Annotated in this window: 17 protein-coding genes and 1 other RNA gene; 5 read left to right on the top strand and 13 right to left on the bottom strand. The window is 66.9% G+C overall.

From position 1 onward, the window contains the following. Window positions 1–9: 9 nt before the first annotated feature. From EV656_RS12710 to mgtE, 5 genes are all read right to left on the bottom strand, one after another. Complete coding sequence (locus EV656_RS12710) at window positions 10–1,788, bottom strand: SLC13 family permease (protein ID WP_242468982.1); 1,779 nt, start codon at window positions 1,786–1,788, stop codon at window positions 10–12. 85 nt (window positions 1,789–1,873) lie between these two features. Then, window positions 1,874–2,686, bottom strand: coding sequence for a TIGR00282 family metallophosphoesterase (locus tag EV656_RS12705; RefSeq protein WP_132604684.1), 813 nt, complete (start codon window positions 2,684–2,686; stop codon window positions 1,874–1,876). A 59-nt stretch (window positions 2,687–2,745) separates the two neighbouring features. Beyond that, the gene (locus EV656_RS12700) at window positions 2,746–3,504 is read right to left on the bottom strand and encodes a hypothetical protein (protein WP_132604682.1); all 759 of its coding nucleotides are present in this window, start codon (window positions 3,502–3,504) and stop codon (window positions 2,746–2,748) included. A 1-nt stretch (window position 3,505) separates the two neighbouring features. Further along, complete coding sequence (locus EV656_RS12695) at window positions 3,506–4,063, bottom strand: 5-formyltetrahydrofolate cyclo-ligase (protein WP_132604724.1); 558 nt, start codon at window positions 4,061–4,063, stop codon at window positions 3,506–3,508. Window positions 4,064–4,065: 2 nt separating this feature from the next. Then, window positions 4,066–5,463 (bottom strand): magnesium transporter, encoded by a 1,398-nt coding sequence (gene mgtE, locus EV656_RS12690; RefSeq protein ID WP_242468983.1) that lies wholly within the window; start codon window positions 5,461–5,463, stop codon window positions 4,066–4,068. A gap of 113 nt (window positions 5,464–5,576) precedes the next feature. On the opposite strand from mgtE, the gene guaD reads away from it, so the two are divergent. After that, on the top strand, window positions 5,577–6,863 hold the full coding sequence (guaD, locus tag EV656_RS12685) for a guanine deaminase (RefSeq protein ID WP_132604678.1): 1,287 nt from the start codon (window positions 5,577–5,579) through the stop codon (window positions 6,861–6,863). A 6-nt stretch (window positions 6,864–6,869) separates the two neighbouring features. Here the strand turns inward: guaD and EV656_RS12680 are convergent, their stop codons facing one another. After that, window positions 6,870–7,673: an inositol monophosphatase family protein gene (locus tag EV656_RS12680; protein WP_132604676.1), complete on the bottom strand. Its 804-nt coding sequence runs from the start codon at window positions 7,671–7,673 to the stop codon at window positions 6,870–6,872. Window positions 7,674–7,741: 68 nt separating this feature from the next. Next, on the bottom strand, window positions 7,742–8,104 hold the full coding sequence (locus EV656_RS12675; protein ID WP_132604674.1) for a helix-turn-helix domain-containing protein: 363 nt from the start codon (window positions 8,102–8,104) through the stop codon (window positions 7,742–7,744). A gap of 299 nt (window positions 8,105–8,403) precedes the next feature. Here EV656_RS12675 and EV656_RS12670 point away from each other — a divergent pair, with 299 nt between their 5' ends. Next, entirely contained in the window at window positions 8,404–9,381 is a 978-nt protein-coding gene (locus EV656_RS12670) for an NADPH:quinone oxidoreductase family protein (RefSeq protein WP_132604672.1), read from the top strand. A 107-nt stretch (window positions 9,382–9,488) separates the two neighbouring features. On the opposite strand, the gene EV656_RS12665 is transcribed toward EV656_RS12670, so the two are convergent. Beyond that, complete coding sequence (locus tag EV656_RS12665) at window positions 9,489–10,343, bottom strand: LysR family transcriptional regulator (RefSeq protein WP_132604670.1); 855 nt, start codon at window positions 10,341–10,343, stop codon at window positions 9,489–9,491. 124 nt (window positions 10,344–10,467) lie between these two features. Here EV656_RS12665 and EV656_RS12660 point away from each other — a divergent pair, with 124 nt between their 5' ends. The 3 genes from EV656_RS12660 (at window position 10,468) to EV656_RS12650 (ending at window position 12,065) form a co-directional block, all read left to right on the top strand. Continuing rightward, on the top strand, window positions 10,468–10,686 hold the full coding sequence (locus EV656_RS12660) for a DUF1127 domain-containing protein (RefSeq protein WP_132604668.1): 219 nt from the start codon (window positions 10,468–10,470) through the stop codon (window positions 10,684–10,686). Between the two features lie 139 nt (window positions 10,687–10,825). Beyond that, window positions 10,826–11,599, top strand: a complete 774-nt coding sequence (locus tag EV656_RS12655) for a Bax inhibitor-1/YccA family protein (protein ID WP_132604666.1) — start codon at window positions 10,826–10,828, stop codon at window positions 11,597–11,599. A gap of 88 nt (window positions 11,600–11,687) precedes the next feature. After that, on the top strand, window positions 11,688–12,065 hold the full coding sequence (locus EV656_RS12650; RefSeq protein ID WP_132604664.1) for a diacylglycerol kinase: 378 nt from the start codon (window positions 11,688–11,690) through the stop codon (window positions 12,063–12,065). Between the two features lie 85 nt (window positions 12,066–12,150). On the opposite strand, the gene rpmG is transcribed toward EV656_RS12650, so the two are convergent. The 5 genes from rpmG to EV656_RS12625 form a co-directional block, all read right to left on the bottom strand. After that, complete coding sequence (gene rpmG / locus EV656_RS12645) at window positions 12,151–12,318, bottom strand: 50S ribosomal protein L33 (RefSeq protein ID WP_107890459.1); 168 nt, start codon at window positions 12,316–12,318, stop codon at window positions 12,151–12,153. Window positions 12,319–12,418: 100 nt separating this feature from the next. Then, on the bottom strand, window positions 12,419–13,135 hold the full coding sequence (locus EV656_RS12640; RefSeq protein ID WP_132604662.1) for a tellurite resistance TerB family protein: 717 nt from the start codon (window positions 13,133–13,135) through the stop codon (window positions 12,419–12,421). Window positions 13,136–13,233: 98 nt separating this feature from the next. Further along, an RNA gene (gene rnpB / locus EV656_RS12635) (RNase P RNA component class A) lies at window positions 13,234–13,605 on the bottom strand. 11 nt (window positions 13,606–13,616) lie between these two features. Continuing rightward, window positions 13,617–14,306, bottom strand: a complete 690-nt coding sequence (locus EV656_RS12630) for an N-acetylmuramoyl-L-alanine amidase (RefSeq protein WP_481883011.1) — start codon at window positions 14,304–14,306, stop codon at window positions 13,617–13,619. Beyond that, window positions 14,306–14,950 carry a hypothetical protein gene (locus tag EV656_RS12625; protein ID WP_132604658.1) on the bottom strand — a complete coding sequence of 215 codons (645 nt, stop codon included), beginning with the start codon at window positions 14,948–14,950 and terminating at the stop codon, window positions 14,306–14,308. The genes EV656_RS12630 and EV656_RS12625 overlap by 1 nt, the downstream gene beginning before the upstream one ends. Window positions 14,951–14,989 lie beyond the last annotated feature (39 nt).

Here is a 14,989-nt window from a genome sequence, read left to right as displayed (position 1 = left end):
CAGATCACCTCACAGCGGCCACAGGAACGGGATCAACGCCGAGGCCAGCACACCCACGCTCAGGTTCAACGGAATCCCGGTGCGCATGAAATCGACGAAGCGGTACCCACCCGGACCATACACCATCATGTTGGTCTGGTAACCGATGGGCGTGGCAAAACTGGCAGAGGCCGCCACCATCACCGCCACCACCAGCGGGCGTGCGTCGATCCCCAAGGCCTGGGCCAGGCCGATGGCGACCGGGGTGACGACCACGGCCACCGCGTTGTTCGACACCAGTTCGGTCAGAACCGAGGTCAGCAGATAGATCGCCCAGACGATAAAGAAGGGCGACAGCCCCTCCAGCCCCGGCGCCACGGCCTCGACGATCAGGCGGACCGCGCCGGAATGTTCCAGCGCCGCACCCACGGTCAGCATGGAAAAGATCAGCGCCAGAAGGCGCCCGTCGACGAAGGAAAACGCCTCTTCGGCATCCACGCAGCGGGTCAGCAGGACGACCGCAACCGCCACCAGCGCCAGCATCAGGATCGGCGCCACACCCAAGGCGGCCAGCCCCACGATCCCCAGCAGCGCCACGATTGCAATGGGCGCCTGCGTCCGGCGATAGGCCTGCCCCGAGGGTTGCGAGATATCGACCAGCCCCATATCGGCGGCCAGTCGCTTGATGTCGGGGGCTGCGCCCTCCAGCAGCAGGGTATCGCCGACCTTGACCACCAGATCATCCAGCTTCTGCCCGATATTCTGGTTTCGCCGATGCGCGGCCAGCACGTAGACCCCGTATTTCCGCCGCAGCCGCAGCGACCCCAGCGTCTGTCCGATCATCTTGCATCCGGGCGAAATCAGAACCTCAACGGTCGAGGTCTCCACTGCCGACACCTGGTCCACGCGGCGCAGGCTCTTGTTGCGCTGCAGGGACAGCAGTTCGGTCATCTGGGTGCGCAGGACGACGCGGTCGCCCACTTGCAGGACCACATCCCTAAGGTTGCGGCGCAGGGATTCGTTGCCCCGGATCACGTCGATCAGGCGGACGCCCTCGCGCTTGAACAATTGCACGCCCAGAACCTCGCGCCCGATCAGGTTGCTGTCGGGGGGGATCACCGCCTCGGTGAAGAATTTCATCTTGGACTTGTCGGACAGCAGGTTCGCCATGCTGTCGCGATCGGGCAGCAGGCGCGGCCCCAGAAAACGCAGATAAAGCATGCCCCATGCCACCAGCACGATGGCCAGCGGCGTGACCTCGAAGATCGAGAAAGGCGCCAGCCCGTGCGCCCGGGCCACACCGTCGACCAGCAGGTTGGTAGACGTGCCGATCAGCGTCAGCGTTCCCCCCAGGATGGCGGCATAGCTGAGCGGGATCAGCAGTTTCGACGCCGACAGCCCCAGGCTGCGCGACAGCTGCACGAAAACCGGGATCATCACCACCACGACCGGCGTGTTCGACACGATCGCCGAGGCGCCCACGACGAACCCCAGCAGCCCGGCCACCGCCCGGCGCGGGCTGCGCTGCACGCTGCGCTCGGCCGCCTGGGTGACCCAGTCCAGCGCGCCAGTGCGCACCAGCGCCCCCATCACCAGGAACATCGCCGCGATGGTCCAGGGCGCGGGGTTGGCTAGCACCTTCAGCGCCGCCTCATAGGGCAGGATGCCGAAAACCAGCATCACCGTCGCCCCTGCAATCGCGATCACCTCGGCCGGGTAGCGTTCACGCACGAAGAACACGAACATCCCCGCCACGACGGCGAGCGACAGGATCGCCATACCAGTCTCGGAAAGCGGAAGCGGGATCATCTGCGGGGCCTCACGTGTTGTTCGGACCGCGACTCTATCGCCCGCGCGGCCGCGCACAACAGGGTCTTGGTCCCGCACATGGCCGTCACGGTCCGGCCTGCTCCAACCGGCCGCCCTGGCGCACCATGCGGATGCGCGTTGCCTTGCCGGTGCGGTCGTCGGTTTCGACATAGACGCCCGACAGGGTGGCCTCGCCCATGGCGGGGGTGAACCGCCCCTTGGACATGCCGGTAACAAAGCGGCGTAGCGGTTCGGCCTTGTCCATGCCGATCACCGAGTTGTAGTCGCCGCACATCCCCGCATCGCTGAGATGCGCGGTCCCGCCGGGCAGGATCTGCGCGTCCCCGGTGGGCACATGGGTATGCGTGCCGACAACCAGGCTGGCCCGGCCATCGCAGAAATGGCCCATCGCCATCTTTTCCGAGGTCGCCTCGCAATGCACGTCCACGATGGCGGCCTGCGCCAACCCGCCCAGGGGATGGGCGCGCAACACCTGGTCCATGGCCGAGAACGGATCGTCGAAGGGCCGCTTCATGAACACCTGGCCCAGCACCTGCGCCACCAGCACCTTGCGCCCGCCCGCCGCCTGGAACAGGCGCGCGCCCTTGCCCGGCGCGCTCTTGGCGTAGTTCAGCGGCCGCAGGATGCGCGGCTCGGATTCAATAAAGGACAGCATGTCCTTCTGGTCAAAGGCATGATCGCCCAGCGTGACGCAATCCGCCCCCGCCGCAAGCAGCGCCTTGGCGTGATCGGGGCTGAGCCCCGCGCCCGAGGTCGCATTCTCGCCGTTGACCACAACGAAATCCAACCCCCAGTCCGCGCGCAATTGCGGCAACCGCTGGCTGACCGCCGCGCGGCCCGCCCGGCCCATGACATCCCCTAGGAACAATAGTTTCATGTCCAAACGCCTATGCCGCAGCGCGTGGAAGCGCAAGCCTCGGCATAGGGGCCGCCGCGCTAACCAAAGGGCAAAAGGCGCGTTCGCAGGCGAGCCCAGCCCGCGCTTGCCTGCCTGTGCAGCGCCGACAGGCCCGATGCACCGTCATAGACGTTCTTGGCGTAGTGCCGTTCGTCCACCGGCAGGTCCAGTCCGATCCGGTCGAACAGCGCGGGCAGCATCCCCTCGCGGCGGTAGTCCAGAACCTCGACCGGGCCGAACACTGCCTCATAGGCCGCGATCAGCCCGTCGAAATCCGTCAGCCATGTCCCCGGCCCGACATACAGCGCCGAGGCCGGGTCGTCCGAAGGGCACCGCCCCTTCACCCGCAGGATCTGCCGCGTGTAAGAGGCCAGGAATTCCTGCTTGTCGCGCAGCACCAGCAGGATGCGGAAGCGGGTAACCGTGTCGGGGAACAGCGCGCGCAGGGCGCGGCACTCGTCCTCGCTACGCAAGAGCGACAGCGCCTCTGCGCTGAAAATCAGCGTTTGCGCGGGGGTGCGCCGGACGAAATCGTGGATATGCGCCCGGACCTTTTCGCGCAGCGCGGCCTTGTCCTCGTCCGGGTGGGCCAGGCTGCCAAAGGATTCCAGCCCGTCCCGCACGGCGGCGCGGAACAGTTCGCCGTGGGTGTCGCGCCGCACAGCGCCCCGATAGAAATCGAAGCCCCGCCGCCGCATCCGCCGCCGGTTGTCCGCCAGCGCCGCCTGGAAAGAGGTCGTGCCGGTCTTGAACAGCCCAATATGCAGGATCGCGGTCTTGCCCTCGTCCCCGGTCATGTCAGTCTCCGTTTTCGGGGTGGATGATACCCGCCTCGGTCACGATGGCATCCAGCGGCTGATCGGTCGGTTCCACCGGCACGCGGGCGATCTCTTGCGCGGCATAGGCCAGCCCGACCGCCAGCACCGGGCCGCGGGCGCGCAGCCCCTCCAGCGTGCGGTCATAGAACCCGCCGCCATAGCCCAGCCGCGCGCCGCAGCGATCAAAGCCGACAAGCGGCACGATCAGAACCTCTGGCACGATCTCGTCGCCGTGCTCGGGCACCGACGCACCGAACGGCCCCGGCACCATGGCACAACCGGGCGACCAGCAACGAAAGCGCAGTGGGCGCCCCGCGCCCGCGATCACCGGCACCGCGACCGGGCCGTGCGCGGCCAGCGCCGTCATCGCCGGGCGCGGGTCGATTTCGGACCGGATCGGCATGTAACCCGCAACGGGCCGCCCAAGGTTGGGCCGCAACAGGGCAATCAACCGCTCGCAGGCCACCGCCCCCCGTGCCGGGTCATGCGCCGCCTTGCGCCGGTCCAGCGCCGCGCGCCGCAGCGCCGCCTTGTCCAGGCTCACAACAACACCGCCGAGGCCAGGCCAAGAAAGGCAAAGAACCCGACCACATCGGTTACGGTGGTGACGAACGTGCCCGAGGCCAGCGCCGGGTCCACCCCCAGCTTGTCCAGCGTCACCGGGATCAGGATACCCGCCAGCGCAGCAACCCCAAGGTTGATGATCATCGCCGCGGCAATCACCAGCCCCAGTTGCGGCGAGCTGAACCAGACCAGCCCGACAACGCCCATCACGATGGCAAAGATCGCCCCGTTGATCAGGCCCACGGCAAGCTCTCGCCGGACCACGCGCCAGACGTTCGATGCGGTCAAGTCCTTGGTCGCCAGCGCGCGCACCGCGACCGTCAGCGACTGGGTGCCCGCGTTGCCACCCATGGATGCGATGATGGGCATCAGCACGGCCAGCGCCACGACCTGGGCAATGGCCTCTTCGAACTGGGCGATCACCAGCGAGGCGATGATCGCCGTCAGCAGGTTCACGAACAGCCACGGGAAGCGCTGGCGCGTGGTCTCGCTGACCCGGTCCGACAGGCTGCCCTCGCCCACGCCGGCCAGGCGCAGGATGTCCTCTTCGTGCTCTTCGTCCAGCACATTCATCGCGTCGTCGATGGTGATGACACCCACCAAGCGCCCGGCATCGTCCACCACAGGGGCGGAAATCAGGTGATACTGGTTGAACGCATAGGCGACCTCGGACTCGGGCTGGCTGACCGGGATCGTGCGGAAACTGTCCTCGAACAGCGCGGTCAGCTTTTCCTTGCGCTTTGAAGACAGCAGCTTGCCCAAGGTCACGTAGCCGACCGGCCGAACGCCCGGGTCGATTACGATGACGTGGTAGAACTGGTCGGGCAGCGTCTTCTTGTTGGCGCGCAGGTAATCGATGGCCTCGCCCACGGTCCAGTGTTCGGGTGCGCGCACGACCTCGCGCTGCATCAGGCGGCCGGCGGAAAACTCGGGATAGGCCAGCGCCTGTTCGACGGCGATCCGGTCCGGCTCTTCCAGCGCGTCTAGGATCGCCTCTTGCTGGGGGGTATCCAGATCCTCCAACAAGTCGACAACGTCGTCCGATTCCAGATCGCGCACCGCGTCGGCCAGAACGTCCGGCGGAAGGAAGGCGATCACCTCTTCGCGCAGGCCCTCGTCCAGTTCGGACAGGATTTCGCCCTGGAACAGCCCCGCGCCCAGCAGCAGCAATTCGCGCCGGTGCCCACCATCGAGCTGTTCCAGAAGGTCCGCGATGTCGGCCGGGTGCAGGGGGTCCAGCAACTCGGCCAGGCGCTGCCGGTCGCCCGCGGCAATGGCCAGCCGGATCGCGGCCACCGTGCGGCCGTCCAGCGCATAGCCCTCGTCCTCGGGCGGGGTTTCCAGTATCTGCTCTTCGGTCATGGACTGCCTCATGTCCGCTTTGATGAAAGCATATCCAAAGCCCCTGCAGGAAAACAGCCCAGAGCCGCGATTTACCCGCCCCCGATCCATGCCTAATGTGGCGCCGCACCAGAGCGGAGACACATATGGGCGATGCGGAACTGATCCTTGGGCAGGTGCTGTCCTTTACCGGCGATCCGTTGACCGCCGGACCCGCCGCCGCCCGGGTGGAACCGCAGGGCGCCGTGCTGCTGGCCGATGACCGGATCGCCGATCACGGCACGGCAGCCGACCTGCGCGCCGCCTGGCCGCAGGCACGCATCACGGATATGGGCGATTGCCTGATTTCCGCGGGGTTCGTGGATGCCCACGCCCATTATCCCCAGACCGGGATCATCGCCAGTTGGGGCAAGCGGCTGATCGACTGGCTGGACCGCTATACCTTCCCCGAGGAGATGCGCTTTGGCGACCCGGAACACGCGGCCGCCGTCGCCAGTCGCTATCTGGATCTGCTGCTGAATCACGGTACAACGACGGTGGCCAGCTATTGCTCCACTCATCCCGCCAGCGTTGACGCCTTCTTTGCCGCGGCGCGGGCGCGCGGGATGCGCGTGGTGGCGGGCAAGACCTGCATGGACCGCAACGCGCCCGAGGGGCTGTGCGACACCGCCACGCGCGCCCATGACGAAAGCGCCGCCCTGATTGCGCGCTGGCATGGACAGGGGCGCGCGACCTACGCGATCACGCCCCGGTTCGCCCCCACCTCGACGCCAGAGCAGTTGGAGGCGCTCGGCGCGCTCTGGGCCGCGCACCCGACCTGTTTGATGCAGACGCATCTGGGCGAACAAACCGAGGAAATCGAATGGGTGCGCGCGCTTTACCCCCAGGCGCGCGATTACCTGGATGTCTATGAACGCGCGGGCCTGACCGGCCCCGGCGCGGTGTTCGGGCACGCGATCCACCTGACCGGGCGCGAGCGTCAGCACCTGCGCGACAGCGGGTCGTCGCTGGTCCATTGCCCGACCTCGAACACATTCATCGGGTCGGGCCTGTTCGACATGGCCGGACTGGCGGATGAGGGGCAGCGCATCGGGCTGGCCACCGATACCGGCGGCGGGTCGTCCTTTTCGATGCTGCGCACCATGGCGGCGGCCTATGAGGTTGCGCAACTGCGCGGCCAAGCCCTGCATCCGGCCGCGTTGTGGTGGCTGGCGACCGCCGGGGCGGCGCGGGCGCTGCGGCTGGAGGACCGCATCGGCAACATCGCCACGGGGATGGAGGCCGACCTGATCGCGGTGAACCTGGCCGCCACCCCGGCCATCGCACAGCGCAGCGCAAGGGCCGAGGATATGTGGGAGGCGCTGTTCCCCACGATCATGATGGGCGACGACCGCGCCATCGCCGGGGTCTGGGTGAACGGGCTCCGGCGCTGAGCGGGCTCAGCCCGCCGCGGCGGACAGGATGTCCAGCGCCGCGGCGTGGACCTCGGGGTTGGCCGCCGCGATCACCCGTCCGCCCCCATGGGCCGGCCCGCCGCGCCAGTCGGTGACGATGCCGCCCGCCGCCTGTATCACGGCAATCGGCGCGTGGATGTCATAGGGGTGCAGCCCGGCCTCGACCACCAGATCCACCTGCCCCAGGGCCACCAGCGCATAGGCATAGCAGTCCAACCCGTATCGGGTCAGCTGCACACGGTCCGACAACGCGGCAAAGGCCGCGCTTTCGGCGGGGCTGCCAACCTCGGGATAGGTGGAAAACAGGATCGCCCGGTCCAGCGGACGCGGCGGCCGGGTGCACAAGGCGCGTGCCCCGCCGGGGCCTGTCAGTTCAGTCCGACCCAGCCCGCCCTCGAACCGCTCGCCAATATGGGGTTGGTCGATCACCCCGTAAAGCGGCCCCTGCGCATCTGACACCGCGATCAGAACGCCCCAGGTCGGCGTGCCAGACATGAAACCGCGCGTGCCGTCGATGGGGTCCAGAACCCAGGTCAGGCCGGTTTCCCCGGCCACGTCGTCCATCTCTTCGCCCAGGATGCCATCGCGCGGGCGGCGTTCGGCCAGAACCGCGCGCATCGCGGCCTCGGCCTCGCGGTCGGCAACCGTGACAGGATCGAACCCGCCCTGCCCCTTGTCCTGAACACTTAGCGCCGCGCTGCGGAAATGGCGCAGGGTCGCGGCGCGCGCGGCCTCTGCCAGCGCATGGGCGGTCGCAATCAGGCTGTCGGCCTCGGGGTGGTCTCGCATGGGGTCTCCGGGCTTGGCGCGTCCCCTTTGGCGGTAGCGCCCGGCCCGTTACCCGTCAAGCACTGCGGTCAGCCGTCCGACAGCACGCGCGCCAATTCGAACAGGCGGCGGCGCTGGTTTTCCGGGATCGCGTAGTAGGAGCGGACCAGTTCCAGCGCTTCCTTGTCGCTGAGGATATCCTCGGGCACGGTGCCGCTGACGGCGCGTCCCTTATCGCTCAACCCTTCGAAGAAGAAGCTGATCGGCACATCCAGGGCCTCGGAAATGTCCCACAGGCGCGACGCGCTGACGCGGTTCATGCCGGTTTCGTATTTCTGAATTTGCTGGAACTTGATCCCGACCCGTTCGGCCAGTTGCTGCTGGGTCATGCCCACCATCCAGCGCCGGTGACGGATCCGTTTGCCGACATGCACATCCACGGGGTGCTTCATTCTTCGCCTCCTCTTCTTGCCAAAAGCAGTAGCAAGAACCGCGCCAAGTATGATGGCAACGGCTGCACACGCACCAAGAAACCCCTTATGTTATTGATTTACAGCAGACTAATTCCGCGCAAACATCAGACTTCAAGCTTGGCGCCGGGGGAATCCACCAAAAATGCGAGCCGCCTGATATTGCATAGCGCAAAATGCGCCGCCAGGCATTGCATTTTGCGAATCCGCAAACCGCTTCGGCCGCTGGCGCCCCCTCTGCAAGGGCGCTAACTTGCGCCCGACGCAAAGAGGGAACCGCCATGAACAGCTTCGAGATCGCCGCGTTCGGCGCCACGCCGGCCCTGGTTCAGCGCCCCGCGCCGCAGCCCGCCCCCTCCGAGGTGCGGGTGCGGATCGCTGCCTGCGGACTGAACTTCGCCGACCTGCTGATGATCGAAGGCAAGTATCAGGAACGCCCCCCCCTGCCCGTGACGCTGGGCATGGAACTGGCCGGCACGGTCGAGGCCGTGGGCCGCGACGCGAACCCTGCCTTGCTGGGTCGGCGCGTGGCGGTCTATGCCGGATCGGGCGGGCTGGCCGAGGCTGGCTGCTTCCCGGCGGCCCGCTGCGTCCCCCTGCCCGAGGGCATGCCGTTTACCGACGCGGCGGCTTTTCAGGTGGCCTATGGCACCAGCCATGTCGCGCTGGATCACAAGGCCCGGCTGCAACCGGGTGAAACCCTGCTTGTTCTTGGCGCGGCCGGTGGCGTGGGCCTGACGGCGGTCGAGATCGGCAAACGGATGGGCGCCCGCGTCATCGCCTGCGCGCGCGGCCCCCAGCGGCTGGCCATCGCCGAACAGGCCGGGGCCGACCACCTGATCGACAGCACCACCGACGATCTGCGCGACCAGGTCAAGGCCCTGGGCGGCGCCGATGTGGTCTACGACCCGGTGGGCGGCGATCTGTCCACACAGGCCATGCGCGCCTGCAACCCCGACGCCCGGCTGCTGGTCATCGGCTTTGCCAGCGGAGAGGTGCCGCAAATCAAGGCCAACCACCTGCTGGTGAAGAACCTGACCGTGATGGGCCTGTATTGGGGGGGCTATCTGGCCTTCCGTCCAGAGGTTCTGACCGACAGCCTGTCACGGCTGTTCCAATGGTACGCAGAGGGGCACCTTCGCCCGCATGTCAGCCACACCCTGCCGCTGAGCCGCGCGGCCGAGGGGCTGGACCTGCTGCGCCAACGCAAGGCAACAGGCAAGGTGGTCATCACGATGGACGGGGCCGCGACTGCCTGAGGTGCAACACGCCCCCGAGCAGCCACTGATCGCCCCACCCCTCTTCTTCTTGGTCAAAATACCCCGGGGGTCCGGGGGCAGCGCCCCCGGCGCTCGCCGCGGCGCGCCTACCCCGTCCGGTAGGCCTGCCGTATCAGCGCGGCCAGCGCCTCGGTCACCGGGCCGCCGGTCACATCCGACACGTACAGGTTGATCTGCGTGGTCATCAGTTCCGGTAGCGCGCCGCCATGCTGGATGCGCTCCACATAGGGGGGCTCGGTGCCCTCGACGACGGTGTGCACGGCCAGATCCGCGCTGACGCTGGCCTCGATCGTGCGGGTCGATTCGCTTTCCACGGCCATTTCCCAGGGGATACCCGCCCGGTCCAGTGCCCCCTGCACCCGCTTGCGGAAGATGCAGTTATGTTCATAGGCCAGCCGCAGGGGGCGCGATTTCCACGCCGACCCGCCAATCGCGCCGACCCAGATCAACGAACGCTCGTTCAGGGTTTCGCCCCCCGCGCCCACCGCATCCTCGGTCCCCAGGACGATATCGGCCTCGCCCCGCGCGAACTGCTCGCGCAGCCGCGTCGTGAAAGAGGACAGAAGTTGCACCTTTACACGCGGGTATTCCGCCGCAAAGCGGTTCAGAACCCTGGGGATTTCCGGGTAGACGATGTCATGGGGCACGCCCAGGACGATTTCGCCCTCGTATTCCTGGGCGGTCAGGCGGGCAAAGACCTCATCGTTCAGCGAAAGCATCCGCTTGGCATATCCCAACAGCTGCTCGCCCGCCCCGGTCAGCGCGATCTTGCGCCCCGCACGGTCGAAAAGCGCAAGGCCAAGCGCCTCTTCCAACCGTTTCAACTGCATCGAAACCGCCGATTGCGTGAGGTTGAGGAAGCCCGCGGCCCGGGTCACCCCGCCCGCCTCGGCCACCGCCACGAAAGAGCGCAGCGCGGTCATGTCCAGATTTCGCGGCACATCAGCATCCTTGATTCAAAACATCATTATCATTCGTTTGCAGAATGAACCATGAAGAGGCATATATATCAAGAACGATGATGGATGGGGGATGACCCATCACTAGCGCAAAAGAGGTATTCCCATGGCGCATATTACGACGAATGTCCGCCCCACCCATATGACCTTTGCCCCGATGGGCATTGCCCGGCGCATCGCGCTGGCCCTTGGCGCCGCGCGCCAGCGCCGCCACCTGGCCCAGCTTGACGACGCCATGCTGCGCGATATCGGGCTGAGCCGCGAGGCCGCCCGCGCCGAAGCGCGGCGTCCGCTCTGGGACGTGCCGCCCAGCTGGCTGCGCTGAGCCGCGTCCATCGATAAATTTTGCGCGGGTTGCGCTGGTCCGCACCTTGAAAACAGCCCCGTCCTCGCCGATATTTTCCGGCAATGGCGGGGCTTTGTCATGCTTGCCCGCCGGTTTGGGACCATCAAGGAGGCAGTCTATGGCTGACTACAACACGATCCGCGCCGGTCAGGCAGGTGTCCGCACCGCGCAGATTGACGAGGGCCTGCGCGCCCACATGAACAAGGTCTACGGCACGATGTCCGTGGGCATGCTGATCACCGGGCTGGCGGCCTGGGCGATCTCGGGGCTGGCCGTCACCGACGTGCCGACCGCCGCGCAGATCGGCGCCGACAAGTACCTGACGGGCCTTGGCCAGGCGATCTACGCCTCGCCGCTGAAATGGGTCATCATGTTCGCGCCGCTGATCATGGTGTTCGCCTTCGGCGCCGTCATCAACAAGCTGTCGGCCGCCGCCGCGCAGATCTACTTCTACGGCTTCGCCACGCTGATGGGTCTGTCGCTCAGCTCGATCTTTCTGGTGTTCACCGGCATCTCGATCGTGCAGACCTTCCTGATCACCGCGATCGCCTTTGCCGGGCTGTCCCTGTGGGGCTACACCACTAAAAAGGACATCTCGGGCTGGGGGTCGTTCCTGATCATGGGCCTGATCGGCCTGATCGTCGCCTCGATCGTCAACATCTTCCTGGCCTCGCCGGCGGTGATGTTCGCGATCTCGATCATCGGCGTTCTGATCTTTGCCGGTCTGACCGCCTATGACACCCAGAAGATCAAGACCGACTACATCCAGCACGCCCAGTCGATGGACAGCGAATGGCTGGCCAAGTCGGCGATCATGGGCGCGCTGAATCTGTACCTGGACTTCATCAACCTGTTCATGTTCCTGCTGCAATTCCTCGGCAATCGCGAGTGATCGGCAGCCATATCCCGACACGGGGGGCCGGTGGAAACACCGGCCCCTTTGTTTTCGTACCCCCGCGCATCGCCACGGACAGGAAGAGATGAGGAACAAGACCACGCTGAAGGGCCCTGCCCGGCTCAGGGCCGCATTCTGGAACTCCCTGACCGGGCTGCGCGCCATATGGCGCAGCGAAGAGGCCTTTCGCCTTGAGGTGCGCGCCCTGGCGCTGTCCGTTCCCCTGGCCGCCTGGCTGGGGCAAAGCCTGGTTCAGGCGGTTGCCCTGATCGGTGCCGTGCTGCTGATCGTGATCGTCGAGGTTCTGAATACCGCGATCGAGGCGGTCGTTGACCGCATCGGCCCCGAGCATCACGAATTGTCCGGCGAGGCCAAGGATCTTGGCTCGCTCGCCGTGCTGCTGGCCGCGATCCTGGCCGGCATGATCTGGCTGGCGGTATTGATCCAGCGGATCCTGGCCTGACACGCACCCCGCCCAGGGGCCATGCGCACAAAGGAAAAGGCCGCGCCAGATAGCACGGCCCTTCAACATCCCTGGGGGGCAGATCTTACTTGATCTTGCCTTCCTTGTAATCCACGTGCTTGCGGACCACGGGGTCGTATTTCTTGATCACCATCTTCTCGGTCATCGTGCGGGCGTTCTTCTTGGTCACGTAGAAATGCCCGGTGCCCGCGGTCGAGTTCAGGCGGATCTTGATGGTCGTCGGCTTCGCCATGTCTCTTCTCCGTCGCGCGGGCGGCAAGGGCCGCCCGAGGAATTCCATGAAGCCCGCGTTGTAGCGATCCACGAGGCCGAGTCAAGCAGGTATCCGCGCCTTACGACAGCACTTGCGGCAGGCGCATCGCCTTGTGAATGCGCTGGCGCGCCGCCTGGCCCAGATGCAGCGCCGCGGCCAGCCGATCCAGATAGGCGATCTCGGCCGCGTTCAGCACGTTGGCGGTGACGACCGACACCGCGTAGACCGCCGTGCGCTGGTAGCTGCCCACCTCGGCCACCAGCGCGTCGATATCGACGGGGCGGTCCATCTCGGCCTCGACAAAGGCGCGTTCCTCGGGCGTGGCATCGCCCAGCACATCCATGATATGCGCGCGCTCGCCCGCGTCGATTTCACCATCGGCCTTGGCGGCCTGCACCATCGCGCGGATCATCAGCCTGGAATGGGCCTCCATCGTGGCGCCTGGGGGCGTGCCGTCGCCCATGGCGTTCAACAGGTCGCGGGCATTGCCCGACCCCGCCCATTGGGCCCCGCCAAGCGCGGCCATCAGCCCGCCGACACCCATCATCGCCGCATCGCCCGTCGCGCGCGCCTTGGTGCCCAGCCAGCCGACGTTTTCCTTCAGCCCCTCGCCACCGCCGGGCACCTGCATGCGCGTCATCAGCGCGGCAACGTGGTTGCCGATCCCGCCCCCCGCCGACGCCGATTTCAGCGAGTTGGCAAGGCCGGCCCCTCCGCCCATTTCCTGGAACTTGTCAATTCCCTTGGCCACGGCAAAACCCACGGCAAGCGTGGCCATCGTTCTAAGAAAACTCATTCGATCGGTCCCAATCCTAGAGGTCAGCGTACAGGCAGGCGCAGCCCACGCAGCCCAGCCTAGACCGACTTTCCGTCTGCCCCAAGGATCGGGATGTCGCGCGCGGATGGCCTGTAAGCCGGATTCTGTCCGGGGGCCGAAACCCCGTGGATGACCATTCATCTGGGCGCATCGTTGCCGATCCGCCTCAAGCTGCCAACCCGGACCCCTGGGCCGAAGCCGCCTGCGGTTGCCCGCGCGGGATCCCTATTTGGCATTGCTCCCGGTGGGGCTTGCCGTGCCGGTCCTGTTGCCAGTCCCGCGGTGGGCCCTTACCCCACCGTTTCACCCTTGCCCCGGCGGACCGGGGCGGTCTGTTCTCTGTGGCGCTTTCCCTGGGGTTGCCCCCGCCGGGCGTTACCCGGCACCGTTGCTCCGTGGAGTCCGGACTTTCCTCGTGCGTTGCCGCCCGCGGTCATCCGGCCATCCGCGCCCTGCCTACTTAGGAACCCACCCCGGGCCGGTCAACGGGAAAGCGCGCGGCCAGGGCGGCCATCAGCGCCATGTCGGCGCCCTGTAGCGGGCCATGGGCAGACGGGCGGAAGCGTTGGCGAAACGCCTCCAGAACGGCGTCCGTGTCCCAGTCGGAACCATAGCCAAAGCGGGTGGCCGCCTGACGAAAGCGCACCGCATCCGGGGCGGCCCCCACCCCCGCATCGGGCCAGATGGCCAACCCCCGCCGCGCAAGGCGCTGCCAATCGAACCGGCGGCCCGGATCGCATTTGCGCCCCGGCGCCATGTCGGAATGGGCGATCACCCGTTCAGGCCGCACGCCATGGCGGGCCATGACATCGGCCAGCAACGGCTCAAGCGCATCCATCAGCGGCGCGGCAAAGGGCGTGATCCCGTCATTGTCCAATTCGATTCCGATGGAACGGGAATTTACGTCCGCAACCGCCCCCCAACACCCTGTCCCGGCATGCCAGGCGCGGGCCTCTTCGGGGACCATCTGGAAAACCTGCCCGTCACGGGCCACCAGGTAATGGGCAGACACCTGCGCCGCCGGATCGCACAGCCGGTCCAGCGCCGCCGCCGCATCCAGCATCGCAGTGTAGTGTAGAACCACCATGTCGGGCCGCGCGCCGCCGCGCCGGTCCCCGAAATTGGGCGAAGGGCGCCAGACCGCGCCTATCAACCCCCGTTCACCGCCTGGCGGAAGGGGCGCGGATCCCAGTAACAGGCGAACCCGTCGCCATCGGGGTCCAACCCCATGCGGTCACGCTCCGGCCCACCGGCATCCAGAAACGCCTGTTGGGCCAGGTCGGACGACGCGTAGCGCGCGCAGTTGCGTTGAAAGCGGGACTCGCCTCCCAACAAGGTGACCCGGCGATAGCGTTGTTCGCCCACCGCGTTGGTGGTGGACAGCGCATAGGCCACGATATTCGGCCCGGTCTTGCCGGGTCGGGCCGGCAGCGGCTCGGGCTCGACGACGACGTATTGCTGACGCTGCGCTTCCAGGCGCTCACGGTCGCTTTCGATGGTCTCGCGCGCGGTGACCGCCTCGAAGCTCTGCTCATCCGAAATGCCGGGGGCCCCGGTCGTGGCAGGTGCGGCGGGCGCCGTGGCCTGCGGGGCAATGGCCGAAAGCGGCGCCTCGGGCGCGGCCTGGACCGGGTCCGCGGGCGGACGCACGGTCATCTCCCGCTGCAACGCCGCCTCGCGTCGGGCGGAATAGCTGTCATAGCTGTCGAACCCAACACCGGCGGCGGAATCGGGCACCTCGGGCGAACAGGCAGCCAGTGCCAGCACCGCCAGCACGGGAAGGGGCATACGCATGGGGACGTTCCTGCTCTCGTCGTCTTGCAGTTCTTGTTC

Origin of the sequence: Rhodovulum adriaticum (assembly GCF_004345735.1) — a bacterium.
Taxonomy (GTDB): domain Bacteria; phylum Pseudomonadota; class Alphaproteobacteria; order Rhodobacterales; family Rhodobacteraceae; genus Rhodovulum; species Rhodovulum adriaticum.
Note: the sequence above shows the minus strand (reverse complement) of the source record. Positions and strands in the feature narration are given on the sequence as shown.

Excerpts from the sequence above, each read along its gene's own strand:
- EV656_RS12675 (WP_132604674.1), bottom strand. The coding sequence starts at position 8,104 with ATGAAGCACCCCGTGGATGTGCATGTCGGCAAACGGATCCGTCACCGG.
- mgtE (WP_242468983.1), bottom strand. The coding sequence starts at position 5,463 with ATGAGGCAGTCCATGACCGAAGAGCAGATACTGGAAACCCCGCCCGAG.
- EV656_RS12670 (WP_132604672.1), top strand. The coding sequence starts at position 8,404 with ATGAACAGCTTCGAGATCGCCGCGTTCGGCGCCACGCCGGCCCTGGTT.
- EV656_RS12680 (WP_132604676.1), bottom strand. The coding sequence starts at position 7,673 with ATGCGAGACCACCCCGAGGCCGACAGCCTGATTGCGACCGCCCATGCG.
- EV656_RS12640 (WP_132604662.1), bottom strand. The coding sequence starts at position 13,135 with ATGAGTTTTCTTAGAACGATGGCCACGCTTGCCGTGGGTTTTGCCGTG.
- EV656_RS12660 (WP_132604668.1), top strand. The coding sequence starts at position 10,468 with ATGGCGCATATTACGACGAATGTCCGCCCCACCCATATGACCTTTGCC.
- EV656_RS12700 (WP_132604682.1), bottom strand. The coding sequence starts at position 3,504 with ATGACCGGGGACGAGGGCAAGACCGCGATCCTGCATATTGGGCTGTTC.
- EV656_RS12655 (WP_132604666.1), top strand. The coding sequence starts at position 10,826 with ATGGCTGACTACAACACGATCCGCGCCGGTCAGGCAGGTGTCCGCACC.
- EV656_RS12650 (WP_132604664.1), top strand. The coding sequence starts at position 11,688 with ATGAGGAACAAGACCACGCTGAAGGGCCCTGCCCGGCTCAGGGCCGCA.
- EV656_RS12710 (WP_242468982.1), bottom strand. The coding sequence starts at position 1,788 with ATGATCCCGCTTCCGCTTTCCGAGACTGGTATGGCGATCCTGTCGCTC.
- EV656_RS12625 (WP_132604658.1), bottom strand. The coding sequence starts at position 14,950 with ATGCGTATGCCCCTTCCCGTGCTGGCGGTGCTGGCACTGGCTGCCTGT.
- EV656_RS12705 (WP_132604684.1), bottom strand. The coding sequence starts at position 2,686 with ATGAAACTATTGTTCCTAGGGGATGTCATGGGCCGGGCGGGCCGCGCG.
- guaD (WP_132604678.1), top strand. The coding sequence starts at position 5,577 with ATGGGCGATGCGGAACTGATCCTTGGGCAGGTGCTGTCCTTTACCGGC.
- rpmG (WP_107890459.1), bottom strand. The coding sequence starts at position 12,318 with ATGGCGAAGCCGACGACCATCAAGATCCGCCTGAACTCGACCGCGGGC.